The following is a 13,874-nucleotide window of genomic DNA, read 5'->3' on the forward strand; positions in this document are numbered from 1 at the left end:
GACCTGTCGGACCCCCGTGGTGTCATGTCCGCCATGACCACTTCCACCTCCACCGCCGCGGGCCACGCCCGGGTCTGGCCCGCTTCAGCGTCGGCGCTGCTGCATCCGGGGTGCCAGGGCGTGGTCCGTGTCCTCGGCGGTGCCGGCACGGGCAAGAGCAGCCTGCTGGTGGACACCGCGGTCGCGCGCATCTGCGCGGGTGCCGATATCGAATCCGTGCTCGTGCTCACCGGTTCCGGCCGCCCCGGTGCCCGGCTGCGGGCCCAGCTCACCTCGGCACTGCTGTCTGCGGGGGCCGATCCCGAGCAGCGCCGTGTGGTCCGCCAACCCGTGGTGCGCTCCCTGCACTCCTACGCCTTCGCGGTGCTGCGGCTGGCGGCCCAGCGTGCCGGTGACCCGCCGCCGCGGCTGATCACCAGTGCCGAGCAGGACGGCATCATCCGGGAACTGCTCGAAGGTGATGTCGAAGACGGTGCACTGTTCTGGCCACCCCAGCTGCGGCCTGCGCTCGGCACCGCCGGGTTCGCCACCGAGCTGCGAGATCTCCTGGCGCGCTGTGCCGAACGTGGCATCGATCCCCAGCAGCTGCAACGGCTGGGGCGCTCGGCGCGGCGCCCGGAATGGACCGCCGCCGGCAAGTTCGCCCAACAGTACGAACAGGTGATGCTGCTGCGTTCGGCGGTCGGGATGGCCGCCCCGCAGGCCACGGTTCCGGCGTTGGGTGCCGCCGAACTGGTCGGTGCAGCGCTCGATGCGTTCGCCACGGACCCGGATCTGCTGGCCGCCGAACACGCCCGCATCGGGACCCTGCTGGTCGATGACGCCCAACATCTCGATCCCCAAGCCGCACAGCTGGTCCGGGCCCTGGCAGCCGGGGCGGAGCTCACGGTGCTGGCCGGCGACCCCAACCAGTCGGTGTTCGGCTTCCGCGGAGCGGACCCCGCGCTGCTGATCGAGGGTGACTCGCCCACCGTCGAACTGCAGGTCAGTCATCGCTGCGCGCCCGCGGTGGCGGCTGTGGTCAGCGGGCTGGCGGGCCGGTTGCCGGGTGCCGGCCCGGCCCGGGCCATCACCGGTGATGCCAACCGGTCGGGTTCGGTGAGTGTTCGGCTGGCGGCGTCGGAGCATGCGCAGGCCACCCTGATCGCCGACGCACTGCGCCGCGCCCATCTGCTTGACGGTGTGCCGTGGTCACAGATGACGGTGGTGGTGCGATCGGTGGCCCGGGCAGCGGGTCTGCCCAGGATCCTCGCGGCGGCGGGCGTGCCGGTGGCACCGCCCGGCACGCGCGCACCGCTCGCCGACAACGCGGTGGTCCGCGCGTTGCTCACCGCACTGACCGCGGGCGCCGGGGAGCTGACGGCGCAGCAGGCGCAACTGCTGCTCACCGGCCCCATCGGCCGCGTCGACCCGGTGTCCCTGCGGCAACTGCGACGCTCGCTGCGCCGGCTCGACGGCGGGCACGCCCCCGCCGCTGAATTGGTGGCCGCTGCCCTGCGCCACGGCCTGCCCGACGGACTGGCCCCCGCCCACGCGCGCCCCCTGCGCCGCGTCCGCGCCGTGCTCGACGCGGTGGCCGGTGCCCGGCACCAGGACCCGCGATCCGCGCTGTGGGAAGCCTGGCACCGGTGCGGCCTGCAGCGCCGGCTGCTGACCCTCAGTGAGCGGGGCGGCGCAGGTGGGGCGCGCGCCGCGGCCGACCTCGACACCGTGACCGAGCTGTTCTCCGTGACCGACTCCTATGTCGCGCACACCGCCGGCGCGTCGGTGGCGGGTCTGGTCGGCCACATCGAGAGCCTGGGGCTGCCGGTCCGGGCCGCTGATCCGGTGGCGCCCCCGGAGGCGGTGAGCATTCTCAGCCCCCACCAGGCCATCGACGGGGAGTGGGACCTGGTGGTCATCGCCGGCCTGCAGGAAGGTCTGTGGCCCAACACCGTTCCGCGCGGCGGCATTCTGGGCACCCAGCGGCTGCTGGACACCCTCGACGGTCTCGGCGACACCGTTTCGGCCACCGCACCGGTGATCGCCGAGGAGCGGCGCCTGCTCATCACCGCCGCGGGCCGGGCCCGCCACCGGCTGGTGGTCACCGCGGTGGAAGGCGAGGGCAGCGACGCCGACGGTCTGGCCATCCCTTCCCCGTTCTTCACCGAATTGCTCGCCCACGCCACCACCGACGGCGAGGCGGAGATGCCGTTGGCGCCGGTTGCCGCGCCGCCGGTGCTCTCGGCCCCCGCGGTGGTGGGGCGTCTGCGGGCGGTGGTCTGCGCCCCCGCCGAGGCGGTGGATCCGCAGGCGCGTGCCGATGCCGCCGCGCAATTGGCGCGGTTGGCCAAGGCCGGCGTGCCGGGTGCCGATCCCGCCCAGTGGTACGCCATGACGCCGCTGAGTACCCGCGAGCCGCTGTGGAGTGGTGACCTCCACACGGTCACGCTGTCGCCGTCCACCTTGCAGACGCTGCAGGACTGCTCGCTGCGCTGGCTGCTGGAACGCCACGGCGGGGCGGATGCTCGCGAATTGCGCTCCACCATCGGCACTCTGGTGCACGCCCTGGTCGCACAGTCCAACCGCAGCGAGGCACAGCGCAACGCCGACCTCGACGCGGTGTGGCAGGAACTGCCCTTCGACGCGCAGTGGTTCGCCCGCAACGAACTGGCCCGGCACCGGGAGATGTTGTCCGCATTCACCGAATGGCACAGCCAGACGCGCGGTGAGCTCACCGAGGTCGGCGTGGAAGTGGCCATCGACGGTGACGTCGTTGCCCCCGACGCCGACGGGCCGGGGGTGCGGGTCCGCGGCCGGGTCGACCGACTCGAACGCGACGCCGAAGGCCGGCTGGTCGTGGTGGATGTGAAAACCGGCAAGACCCCGGTCAGCAAGGACGACGCCCAGCGGCACGCGCAGATGGCGCTGTACCAGTTGGCCATCGCCGAGGGCGTGCTTCCCGGCGACAGCACCCCCGGCGGGGCCCGCCTGGTCTACGTCGGCAAATCGGGTGCCGGCGGCGCTGCCGAGCGGAACCAGGACCCGATGACGCCGGCGGCCCGCGACCAGTGGCGCACCCGGATCCGCGACGCGGCGGCGGCCACGGCGGGCCCGCAGTACGTCGCCCGCGTCAACGACGGATGCGGGCACTGCCCCATCCAACCGTTCTGCCCGGCACACAAGGTCGACAAGGAGCAGCCATGACGATCGTCGAGGCGCGCTATCAGCCCGCGGAACTGGCGGCGGCGCTGGGACTTCCGCAGCCCACCGACGAACAGGCCGCCGTCATCGCGTCGCCACCCGGACCGCTGGTGGTGATCGCCGGTGCGGGGGCGGGCAAAACCGAGACCATGGCCGCCCGCGTGGTGTGGCTGGTCGCCAACGGATACGCCCACCCGGGCCAGGTGCTCGGGCTGACGTTCACGCGCAAGGCCGCCGGCCAGCTGCTGCGGCGGGTGCGCTCACGGCTGAGCCGCCTTGCCGGAACCGGCTTGGCCGCAGTCGAATCCACCGATCCGGTCACCGTCAGCACCTACCACGCCTTTGCCGGGACCCTGCTGCGCGAGCACGGCTTGCTGTTGCCGGTGGAACCCGACAGCCGGCTGCTCTCAGAGACCGAGCTGTGGCAGCTGGCCTACGACGTGGTGTGCAACCACCCCGGCGAGCTGGACACCACCAAGACTCCCGCCGCCGTCACCGCCATGGTGCTGCGGCTGTCCGGGCAGCTGGCCGAACACCTGGTCAGCACCGACCAGCTGCGCGACACCCACGTCGAGCTCGAACGGCTGGTGCACACCCTGCCCGCCGCGCCCTACCAGCGCGACCGGGGCCCCAGCCAGTGGCTGCTGCGGCTGTCGGACGCCCAGACCGACCGCGCCGAACTCGTGCCCCTGATCGAGGCGCTGCACCGGCGGCTGCGCGCGGAGAAAGCCATGGACTTCGGCATGCAGATGGCTGCCGCCGCACGATTGGCCGCCGAGTTCCCGCAGGTGGGCGAGCAACTGCGGCAACGGTTCCGGGTGGTCCTGCTCGACGAATACCAGGACACCGGACACGCCCAGCGGGTCGCGCTGTCCGGGCTGTTCGGCGGCGGTGCCGACGACGGCCTCGCCCTCACGGCGGTCGGCGACCCGATCCAGTCGATCTACGGCTGGCGCGGCGCCTCGGCCACCAACCTGCCGCGGTTCACCACCGATTTCCCGTTCGCCGACGGCACCCCGGCGCCCACCCTCGAACTGCGCACCAGCTGGCGCAACCCACCCACCACCCTGCGGGTGGCCAACGCCATCTCCGAGGAGGCCCGGCGACGCTCGGTGGCGGTGCGGGAACTGCGGGCCCGGCCCGACGCCGACGAGGGCACCGTGCGCTGTGCCCTGCTCACCGACGTCGAGGCCGAACGCGACTGGGTGGCCGACCACATCGCCGCCCGCTACCGGGCGGCCGCCGATGCCGACATGCCACCGCCCACTGCGGCGGTCCTGGTGCGGCGCAACGCCGATGCCGCGCCGATGGCGGTTGCGCTGCGCGCTCGCGGCGTCCCCGTGGAGGTGGTCGGCCTGGCGGGGCTGCTGGCCGTCGACGAGGTCGCCGACGTCGTGGCGATGCTGCGGTTGGTCGCGGACCCGGCGTCGGGGGCTGCGGCCATGCGGGTGCTGACGGGCCCGCGCTGGCGGCTGGGCGGGGCCGACATCGCGGCGCTCTGGCGCCGCGCCCGGCACCTGGTGGTGGCTTCGGCTTCCGGCGGCGAGGACCTGACCGCGATCGTCGCGCAGTTGGGCCCCGACGCCGACGCGGCCTCCCTGGCCGATGCCATCTGTGATCCCGGTGCTGCCGAGGAGTATTCGGCCGCCGGCTACCGGCGCATCTGCGCGCTCGGCGACGAGCTGACCGCCCTGCGGTCCCACCTGGGCTATTCGGTGTCCGACCTGGTGACCGAGGTGCGTCGGATGTCGGGTATCGATGTGGAGGCCCGCGCCGTGCCCACCGGTGCCGAGATGTGGTCGGGCAGCGAGCAACTGGATGCCTTCGCCGATGTGGTCGACGCCTACGCGATGCGGGGCGCCACCGGCGCAGGCAACGACATCGCCGGGCTGCTGGCGTACCTCGACGCCGCCCAGGACGTCGAGAACGGCCTGGCGCCGGCAGAGGTGACGGTGGCCAGTGACCGGGTGCAGATCCTCACCGTGCACGCTGCCAAAGGGCTCGAGTGGCAGGTGGTCGCGGTGCCGCACCTGGCCGGGCGGGTGTTCCCGTCCACCGCGGCGCGCAGCACCTGGCTCACCGATGCCGGAGAGTTGCCGCCGCTGCTGCGCGGTGACCGGGCCGGACTGGGTGACCACGGCGTGCCGGTGCTCGACACCTCGGCGGTGGCCAATCGAAAGCAGTTGTCCGACACTGTGATCGCGCACCGCGCGCAGCTCGATCAACGACGAATTGATGAAGAGCGCAGGCTCCTGTACGTGGCCATCACCCGCGCCGAGGATACGCTGCTGCTCTCCGGTCATCACTGGGGTGCCACCGAGAGCAAGCCGCGCGGGCCCTCGGAGTTCCTGGTCGAGCTCAAGGACATCATCGACACCGCGGCCGCCGCCGGTACGCCGTGCGGGGTGATCGAACAGTGGGCGCCGGCACCTGCTGACGGCGAGAGCAATCCATTGCGCGACACCGTGATCGAAGCCTCGTGGCCCGCCGACCCCGCCGCAGACCGGCGCGGCGCCATCGAGGACGGGGCCGCGCTGGTGTTGGCCGCGATGACCACCGACCCACCTGCGGCGGAGACGCCGTGGACGGCGGAGGTGGACGCACTGCTGGCCGAACGTGAGCGCACACCGTGGCAGCCCGCCGCCGTCCTGCCCGGGCAGCTGTCGGTCAGCACGATGGTGGAGCTGGGCCGCGACCGGGCGGAGGCGCTGCGTCGGCTGCATCGCCGCCTGCCGGTCCGCCCCGACCCTTTTGCGCTGCTGGGCACGGCCTTTCACGACTGGGTGCAGCGTTTCTACGGTGCTGAGCGGTTGTTCGACCTGGCCGATCTGCCCGGCGCCGTCGACGGTGAGCTGGCCGCGGCCGAGGCCGAACAGCTGGCCGATCTGCAAGCGTCGTTCATGGCTTCACCGTGGGCGTCGCGCACCCCCGCCGACGTCGAGGTGCCGTTCGAGATGATGATCGGCGGCCACGTCGTCCGCGGCCGCATCGACGCAGTGTTCGCCGACCGCGACGGCGGAATCACGGTGCTGGACTGGAAAACCGGCGCGCCGCCGGAGGGGGAGCAGGCCCAGCGCAACGCCGCCGTGCAGCTCGGCGTCTACCGGCTGGCGGCAGCCGCGCTGTTCGACGTGCCGGAGTCCGAGGTCCGGGCGGTGTTCCACTACGTCCGCAGCGGGCGCACCGTGGCCCCGCCGCTGCTGCCGGGCGCCGAGGAACTCGCCGCGCTGATCTCCGATGACCGTGATGCGTCCGCGTGATCGGCGTTCAGGATTCCCGGCGTATCCTCAGCGCCGTCATGATCATGGGAATCTGCAATGGCAGCCGCGCCAGTGCGGCCACCCGCATCGGCCACGGCTTGCTCCACCACAACCGCACCATGTTGACGTTGGCGGGAAAGACCCCGAGGTACAGCAGCACCGCGGCCAGCGCGCCCAGGCGGCGGGTAGCGGTAGGCACCAGCAGTGCCGCGGTGCCCAGCTCGGCGACGCCGGAGGCGTAGGTGTAGAACCGGGAACTGCCCGGCAGCTCGGCGGGAACGATCCCGTCGAACGGTTTGGGAGCCGCAAAGTGAAGAAGACCGATTCCGGCCAGGCCCGCGGCCATGGTGTACGCCCGCTTGTCAGCAGCGGTGGGGGTGTTCGACGTCATGGTGTCTCCAGCTTCATGGTTACATGATGTCGTGCGCCGGGATGACCCGTGGGAAGAGCCCGATTCTGGTCGGGATCAGGTGAGCGAGCACTGTGGCCAAGAATAGGCTGCGGCGCCGGCTGCTCCGTCTCGATGAGACGCTGACCGCGAAACCGGATTCGGCGCTGGTCGACTACCTGCACATCCCGGAGAACTTCGTCAGCCCGGCCCGCAGGATCTTCCTGCGTGTGGTCTACGCCCTCGGCGCCCTGTTCGCCGCGGTGTTGATCGTCTACGTGGATCGCGACGGCTACCGGGACATCGACAGCGCGCCGGTGCCCGGCGGGCTGTCGTTCCTGGACTGCCTCTACTACGCCACGGTGTCGCTGTCGACCACCGGATACGGTGACATCACCCCGGTCACCGAAACCGCCCGGCTGGTCAACGTCCTGGTCATCACCCCGCTGCGGGTGGCGTTCCTGATCGTGCTCATCGGTACCACGGTCGAAACCCTCACCGCGGCCTCGCGCCAGGCCCTCAAGATCCAGCGTTGGAGGAACTCCGTGCGTAATCACACCATCGTGATCGGCTACGGCACCAAGGGCAAAACTGCCGTCGCGGCGATGGTCGGCGACAACGTCAAGCCCGGGGACATCGTCGTCGTCGACACCGATCAGGCGTCGCTGGACCGTGCCAGCCAGGCCGGCCTGGTCACGGTCCGCGGTGACGCCAACCGCTCTGACGTCCTGCGGCTCGCCGGAGCGCAACATGCGGCCGCCATCATCGTGGCCACCAACAGCGACCCCACCGCCGTGCTGGTCACTCTCACCGCGCGTGAACTGGCGCCCAACGCCAAGATCATCGCCTCCATCCGGGAGTCCGAGAATCAGCATCTGCTGCGACAGTCGGGGGCCGATTCGGTGGTGGTGTCCTCCGAGACGGCCGGCCGGTTGCTCGGCATCGCGACCCAGACGCCCAGCGTGGTGGAGTTGATGGAGGACCTGCTGACCCCGGATGCCGGCTTCGCGATCGCCGAGCGGGAGGTGGAGCCCAAGGAGGTCGGCGGGTCGCCGCGGCACCTCAAGGACATCGTGCTGGGCGTGGTGCGCAACGGTGAGCTCAAGCAGGTCAACGACCCTGAGGTGGACGCCATCGAGGCCACCGACCGCCTGCTCTACGTCCGCAACGCCGAGGAAGACCGTGGCTGATTTCCACCTGCGCAATGTCCCACTGCTGTCCCGGGTCGGCGCTGACCGCTCCGATCAGCTGCGCACCGACATCGACGCCGCCGTCGCGGGTTGGGCAGAGGCCGCGGTGCTGCGGGTCGACGGCCGCGGGCAGGTGCTGATCGCCGACGGCCAGGTGGTGCTGACCTCCAGCGCGGGGCTCGGTGACCGTCCGCCCGCCGACGCGGTGTTCCTGGGCCGCATCGACGGCGGCAGACACGTCTGGGCGGTTCGCGGTCCGTTGGAGGCACCACCTGAGGCCACCGACTCCTATGTCCTCGACTTGCGCCGTGCCGGAACCATTTTCGACGACGTGAGCTCACAGCTGGTGGCCACCGCCTACGCGCTGCTCAACTGGCACGACAACGCCCGCTTCAGCCCGGTCGACGGTTCGCCGACCACCCAGATCAAGGGTGGGTGGGCCCGCGTCAATTCCGTCACCGGGCATGAGGAGTTCCCCCGGATCGACCCCGCGGTGATCTGCCTGGTGCACGACGGCGCCGACCGGGTGGTGCTGGCTCGTCAGACGGTGTGGCCGGACCGGATGTTCTCGTTGCTCGCCGGCTTCGTGGAGGCGGGGGAGTCGTTCGAGGCGTGCGTGGCCCGCGAGATCGCCGAAGAGGTGGGTCTGACCGTGCGTGATGTGCGCTACCTGGGCAGCCAGCCGTGGCCGTTCCCACGCTCGCTGATGGTGGGCTTCCACGCCGTCGCCGACCCGCAACAGGAGTTCGCGTTCAACGACGGCGAGATCGTCGAGGCCCACTGGTTCACCCGGGACGAGGTGAAGGCCGCCCTGGAGATCGGGGATTGGAACAGCGCCGAGGCGTCGGCATCGAGATTGCTTTTGCCAGGGTCTATTTCGATCGCCCGGGAGATCATCGAGTCCTGGGCGTACGCGGTCAGCTGAGGGACAGCTCCGCCAGCTTGCCCTCGACGTCCTTGATGCTCGGGTTGGTCATCGTCGAACCGTCGGAGAACTTCACGGTGGGCACGGTCTGGTTGCCGTTGTTCACCGACTGCACGAACGTCGCGGCCTCGGGCTCGAGTTCGATGTCCACCTCGGTGTAGCCGATGCCCTTGGCCTTCAGCGCCGTCTTGAGACGCTTGCAATACCCGCACCACGTCGTCGAATACATGGTGAGTTCGTTGACCGTCATCCTTCAATAGTGCCGGATCGCCGGGGGCGCGAGGTTCCCGACCCGGTGGCTGTCGGCGCGCGCTGCGATGATGAGACCCATGCCCACCGACACCGTCCTCACCGCGGGCCTCGACGACGAACAGCGCGAGGCCGTGCTGGCCGGCCGCGGGCCGGTGTGTGTGCTGGCCGGCGCCGGGACGGGTAAGACGCGCACCATCACCCACCGCATCGCCCACCTCGTCGGGGCCGGCCACGTCGCCGCCGGTCAGGTACTGGCGGTCACCTTCACCTCCCGGGCGGCCGGGGAGATGCGCACCCGGCTGCGCAGCCTCGACGCCGACGCCCAGACCGGGGCGCGGGTGGGGGCGGTGCAGGCGTTGACGTTCCACGCCGCCGCCCGCCGCCAGCTGTCGTACTTCTGGCCGCGGGTCGTCGGCTCCACCGGTTGGCAACTGCTCGACAGCAAGTTCTCCGTCGTCGCCCAGGCCGCCAACCGGGCCAAGATGCAGGCCAGCACCGAGGACGTGCGCGACCTGGCAAGCGAGATCGAGTGGGCCAAGGCCTCCTTGATCACCCCGGAGCAGTACGCCGCCACGGTCGCCGAAGTGGGGCGCGACATCCCCAAGGACGCCAACCGCATCGCCGCGGTCTACGCGGGGTACGAAAACCTCAAGGCGCGCGGCGACGTGGCGCTGCTGGACTTCGACGACCTGCTGCTGCACACCGCTGCCGCCATCGAGAACGACGCCGCGGTGGCCGCCGAGTTCCGCGATCGCTACCGCTGCTTCGTCGTCGACGAGTACCAGGACGTCACGCCCCTGCAGCAACGGGTGCTGAGCGCCTGGCTGGGCGACCGGGATGACCTGACCGTGGTCGGCGACGCCAACCAGACCATCTACTCCTTCACCGGAGCCTCACCGCGGTACCTGCTGGACTTCTCCCGCCGGTTCCCGGAGGCGACGGTGGTGCGCCTGGAGCGCGACTACCGCTCCACCCCGCAGGTGGTCGAGCTGGCCAACCGCGTGATCGCCGACGCCCGCGGACGGGTGGCCGGCAGCAAGCTGCACCTGGTGGGCCAGCGTCCACCCGGCCCGCGGCCGATGATGCGCGAGTACCCCGATGAGGTGGCCGAGGCTGCCGCGGTGGCCCGCGCCGTCAAAGGTCTCATCGAATCCGGCACGGCCGCAGCCGAGATCGCGGTGCTGTACCGGATCAACGCCCAATCCGAGGTCTACGAGGAGGCGCTGACGGCGGCCGGGGTGGCCTTCCAGGTCCGCGGCGGTGAGGGATTCTTCAGCCGCCAGGAGATCCGCCAGGCGCTGGTGGCCTTGCAGCGGGCCGCCGATCGCGACGCCCAGGACGCCGATCTGCCGGATCTGGTCCGTCGACTCCTCGAACCGCTCGGTCTCACCGCCGAAGCGCCGTCTGGCACCCAGGCGCGGGAGCGGTGGGAGGCGCTCACCGCGCTGGCCGAGTTGGTCGACGAGGAGGTGGCCACCCGGCCGGAGCTCGACCTGCCCGGCCTGGTCGCCGAACTGAAGGTCCGCGCGGACGCTCGCCACCCACCCGTCGTGCAGGGCGTCACGCTGGCGTCGCTGCACGCCGCCAAGGGCCTGGAGTGGGACGCGGTGTTCCTGGTGGGGCTGGCCGACGGCACCCTGCCCATCTCGCACGCGCTGTCCCACGGTCCGGACAGCGAGGCCGTCGAGGAAGAACGCCGCCTGCTGTATGTGGGCATCACCCGGGCGCGGGTGCATCTGACCCTGAGCTGGGCCCTGTCCCGCACGCCGGGCGGTCGGCAGAGCCGTAAGCCGTCGCGTTTTCTGGCCAGCATCGCCCCCAAGCCGCCGCCGGACCGCGGGGCGGGCCGCAAGCAGCGCGGACCGGCCAAGCGGTGCCGGGTGTGCAACGCCGAGCTGAACACCCCGTCGGCGATCATGCTGCGCCGGTGTGAGACCTGCGCGTCCGACATCGACGACGAACTGCTGCTACAGCTCAAGGACTGGCGGTCGCGTACCGCCAAGGAGCAGAAGGTGCCGGCATTCGTCGTGTTCAGCGACAACACATTGATCGCGATCGCCGAGATGCTGCCCACCGACGAGGCGGCGCTGGTGACCATCCCCGGCATCGGAGCGCGCAAACTCGAGCAGTACGGCGCCGATCTGCTGGCGCTGGTCCGAGGGCGATCGTGAATTGCCGTTTGTGCAGGTCAGAAAATTGCTTGTGCACATCCGCCCCGACCGTTTAGCCTCGAACCCGTACGACCCACGGCCGTCAGATGGCCCGCGCACATGGAGAGGAGGAGTCCCGCCAATGATCGATCACACGACTTTCGGCGCAGTAGGCAGCAATGCCGCTGTGGCGTCTGCGGCTGGGGCTCCCCGTTCTCTGCAGCGTGGGAATGGTGTTGCGGTGATGACCGCACCGCCCAGCGCCCCCGCGGCTCACGCCGCCTGGGCGGTTGCCGCCATTGCGCCGCAGCGCAAGCGCCGCACCGCCGCCGCGACTGACGCGTCCGTGGATCGGAGGTTCCTCTAGAAGCCCGACACACCAGCCACTTGGCCACGGACCCGAAGTCACCCGGATCCGTGGCCATCAGTGTCTGACGGGGATGACACCCGACACACCTGGTCCGGATCTCGAAGCAACACACGAGAAGCCATCAGACCAGGAAGCAGGTGAAGGACATGTCAGCCCTGACGGTCCCTGTCGCAGAGGACACGCAGAAGCTGCCGATGCTGCCTTGCCATGTCGGGGACCCCGATCTGTGGTTCGCCGAGACCCCCGCCGATCTGGAGCGCGCAAAGGTGCTGTGCGCCCAGTGCCCGATCCGCCGGCAATGCCTGTCGGCGGCGTTGGAGCGCGAAGAGCCGTGGGGAGTGTGGGGCGGCGAGATCATCGAGCGCGGCTCGATCGTCGCCCGCAAGCGCCCGCGTGGCCGGCCCCGCAAGGATTCGGTTGCAGCATGAGGGATTTGTGGAGTTTCAGCGGCGAATGGCGCCGCTGAAACTCCACAAACCGCTGTCTAATCGGGGTCGGCGAACCCGGGCACCAGGTCGACGGCGATCTGGCGCACCGGGACGTGGGCGTCGAGCTGGCAGGAGATCGCGACGATCGAGGCGATGACCCGCATCGGGATCGCCAGCTTGGCCGGGATGTCCATCTGCCGGGCGGTGCGGATCTGACCGGCAGCGCGGTCGAGGTCCACCGCGGCCATCTTCTGCAGCCACTTGCGGGTGTAGTGGAACTCGTCGACTTCCAGCGGTTGCACGTATTGCTTGAGCATGTCGTCGATGTCGGCGGTGGAGACCTTCTCGCCCTTCTGGATGAAGCCGATCTTCTCCATGGTGGGCAGCAGTTTGTCGTAGTCCCTGTCGACCGCGTAGCGCAGCATCTGGCCCAGCTCGCGCGGCATCCCGCCGGGCAGCGGAGCGACGGCACCGAAGTCGATAACACCCATCTTGTCGCCCTCGAGAAGCATGAAGTTGCCCGGATGTGCGTCGCCGTGCATCATCTCCAGGCGCCGTGGGGCGTCATCGGTGAGCTCAAAAAGCCGATACCCCATCAGATCTCGTTGATCCTGGGTGCCAGTGCGGATGATCTGGGCCAGCGGGATGCCCTCGATCCACTCGGCGATCACGACCTTGGGCGCACTCGCGATCACCGCGGGGACCACAAAATGCGGGTGGTCCTTGTAGGCCTTGGCGAAGGCGCGTTGGTTGTCGGCCTCCAGCCGGTAGTCCAGCTCCATCTCGGTGCGCTCGATCAGCTCGTCCACCACGCCCTGGACATCGGCACCGGGGGAGAGCTGCTTGAAGATCGACACCATGCGCCGCATGGTCTTCAGGTCGGCGCGCAACGCCTCATCCGCACCGGGGTACTGGATCTTGACGGCCACCTCGCGGCCGTCGGACCAGATGCCCTTGTGTACCTGGCCGATGCTGGCGGAGGCGACGGGGGCGTCGTCGAAAGACGTGAACCGGTCCCGCCACTTGGTGCCGAGTTGCTGGTCCAGCACCCGGTGCACCTTCGCCGCGGGCAGAGGCGGCGCGTCCTTCTGCAGCTTGGTCAGTGCCTCGCGGTACGGCTCGCCGAACTGCTCGGGAACGGCGGCCTCCATGACGGAGAGCGCCTGGCCCACCTTCATGGCGCCGCCTTTGAGCTCACCCAGGACGGTGAAAAGTTGGTTGGCGGCCTTCTCCATCAACTCCGCGTTGACGTCGTCTCTCGACTTGCCGGTCAGCCGCTTGCCGAAGCCGAGTGCGGCGCGGCCGGCGAAGCCCACCGGCAATGTCGCGAGCTTGGCATTGCGCGCGGCGCTTCCTCGTCTGATGTCTGCCACGCCACCATCATCCATGACCTTCCTGTGTCCCCGTGTTCCGATAGGGCAACGGGGGTTGTCAGCAGGCGCAACGCGGGTGACGGGGCCAGTGCCGGGACGTGATGGTGCTACTGGTCGCGTCGAATTCGAGTGTGGTGGACAGCGTGGTGGGCGGTCGTGGCCCGGGTGTGCCACGCATCGCCGCGAGCACCGTGTTGATCTGGCCCAGCGCCAGCGCGGCGGTGGCCAGCACGGTGGCCCGGTCTGCGGAGCCCACGGTGTCGCGCAGCTGCGCGGCCACCACCGGCCAGGCAGCGTCGCGGTCGCTGCGGTGCAGGTCGGCGCAGTCCAGGCAGCTGGTAGCATCTTAGAGGGC

General features: G+C 70.4%; 10 protein-coding genes and 1 pseudogene. 7 read left to right on the forward strand and 4 right to left on the reverse strand.

The window, feature by feature from the left end:
* The first annotated feature begins 33 nt into the window (after positions 1-33).
* Together G6N58_RS17920 and G6N58_RS17925 are read left to right on the forward strand one after the other, a co-directional pair.
* On the forward strand, positions 34-3,186 hold the full coding sequence (locus tag G6N58_RS17920) for an ATP-dependent helicase (RefSeq protein WP_115277818.1): 3,153 nt from the start codon (positions 34-36) through the stop codon (positions 3,184-3,186).
* On the forward strand, positions 3,123-6,443 hold the full coding sequence (locus tag G6N58_RS17925) for an ATP-dependent helicase (protein ID WP_115277817.1): 3,321 nt from the start codon (positions 3,123-3,125) through the stop codon (positions 6,441-6,443). Before G6N58_RS17920 ends, G6N58_RS17925 begins: the two co-directional genes overlap by 64 nt.
* Positions 6,444-6,450: 7 nt before the next feature.
* On the opposite strand, the gene G6N58_RS17930 is transcribed toward G6N58_RS17925, so the two are convergent.
* Positions 6,451-6,834, reverse strand: coding sequence for a DoxX family protein (locus G6N58_RS17930; protein ID WP_115277816.1), 384 nt, complete (start codon positions 6,832-6,834; stop codon positions 6,451-6,453).
* Between the two features lie 92 nt (positions 6,835-6,926).
* Here G6N58_RS17930 and G6N58_RS17935 point away from each other — a divergent pair, with 92 nt between their 5' ends.
* On the forward strand, positions 6,927-8,021 hold the full coding sequence (locus G6N58_RS17935; protein ID WP_068915947.1) for a potassium channel family protein: 1,095 nt from the start codon (positions 6,927-6,929) through the stop codon (positions 8,019-8,021).
* Complete coding sequence (gene nudC / locus G6N58_RS17940) at positions 8,014-8,946, forward strand: NAD(+) diphosphatase (protein WP_115277815.1); 933 nt, start codon at positions 8,014-8,016, stop codon at positions 8,944-8,946. Before G6N58_RS17935 ends, nudC begins: the two co-directional genes overlap by 8 nt.
* On the opposite strand, the gene G6N58_RS17945 is transcribed toward nudC, so the two are convergent.
* A complete protein-coding gene (locus G6N58_RS17945; RefSeq protein ID WP_068915949.1) occupies positions 8,939-9,196 on the reverse strand; it encodes a mycoredoxin in 258 nt (85 codons plus the stop codon). The two genes, nudC and G6N58_RS17945, sit on opposite strands and share 8 nt — an antisense overlap.
* A gap of 79 nt (positions 9,197-9,275) precedes the next feature.
* Here G6N58_RS17945 and G6N58_RS17950 point away from each other — a divergent pair, with 79 nt between their 5' ends.
* From G6N58_RS17950 to G6N58_RS17955, 3 genes are all read left to right on the forward strand, one after another.
* Positions 9,276-11,369 carry an ATP-dependent DNA helicase UvrD2 gene (locus tag G6N58_RS17950; RefSeq protein WP_170314351.1) on the forward strand — a complete coding sequence of 698 codons (2,094 nt, stop codon included), beginning with the start codon at positions 9,276-9,278 and terminating at the stop codon, positions 11,367-11,369.
* 223 nt (positions 11,370-11,592) lie between these two features.
* On the forward strand, positions 11,593-11,715 hold the full coding sequence (locus tag G6N58_RS31060; protein ID WP_264035708.1) for a hypothetical protein: 123 nt from the start codon (positions 11,593-11,595) through the stop codon (positions 11,713-11,715).
* 149 nt (positions 11,716-11,864) lie between these two features.
* Positions 11,865-12,146 (forward strand): WhiB family transcriptional regulator, encoded by a 282-nt coding sequence (locus G6N58_RS17955; RefSeq protein WP_068915951.1) that lies wholly within the window; start codon positions 11,865-11,867, stop codon positions 12,144-12,146.
* A 56-nt stretch (positions 12,147-12,202) separates the two neighbouring features.
* Here the strand turns inward: G6N58_RS17955 and G6N58_RS17960 are convergent, their stop codons facing one another.
* Both G6N58_RS17960 and G6N58_RS17965 read right to left on the reverse strand, forming a co-directional pair.
* Entirely contained in the window at positions 12,203-13,534 is a 1,332-nt protein-coding gene (locus tag G6N58_RS17960) for a macrolide-binding ATPase MABP-1 (RefSeq protein WP_068915952.1), read from the reverse strand.
* 43 nt (positions 13,535-13,577) lie between these two features.
* Positions 13,578-13,859, reverse strand: a pseudogene (locus tag G6N58_RS17965) (cyclodehydratase); the annotation flags it as partial.
* Positions 13,860-13,874 lie beyond the last annotated feature (15 nt).

It is taken from the genome of Mycolicibacterium tokaiense, from assembly GCF_010725885.1.
Classification (GTDB): domain Bacteria; phylum Actinomycetota; class Actinomycetes; order Mycobacteriales; family Mycobacteriaceae; genus Mycobacterium; species Mycobacterium tokaiense.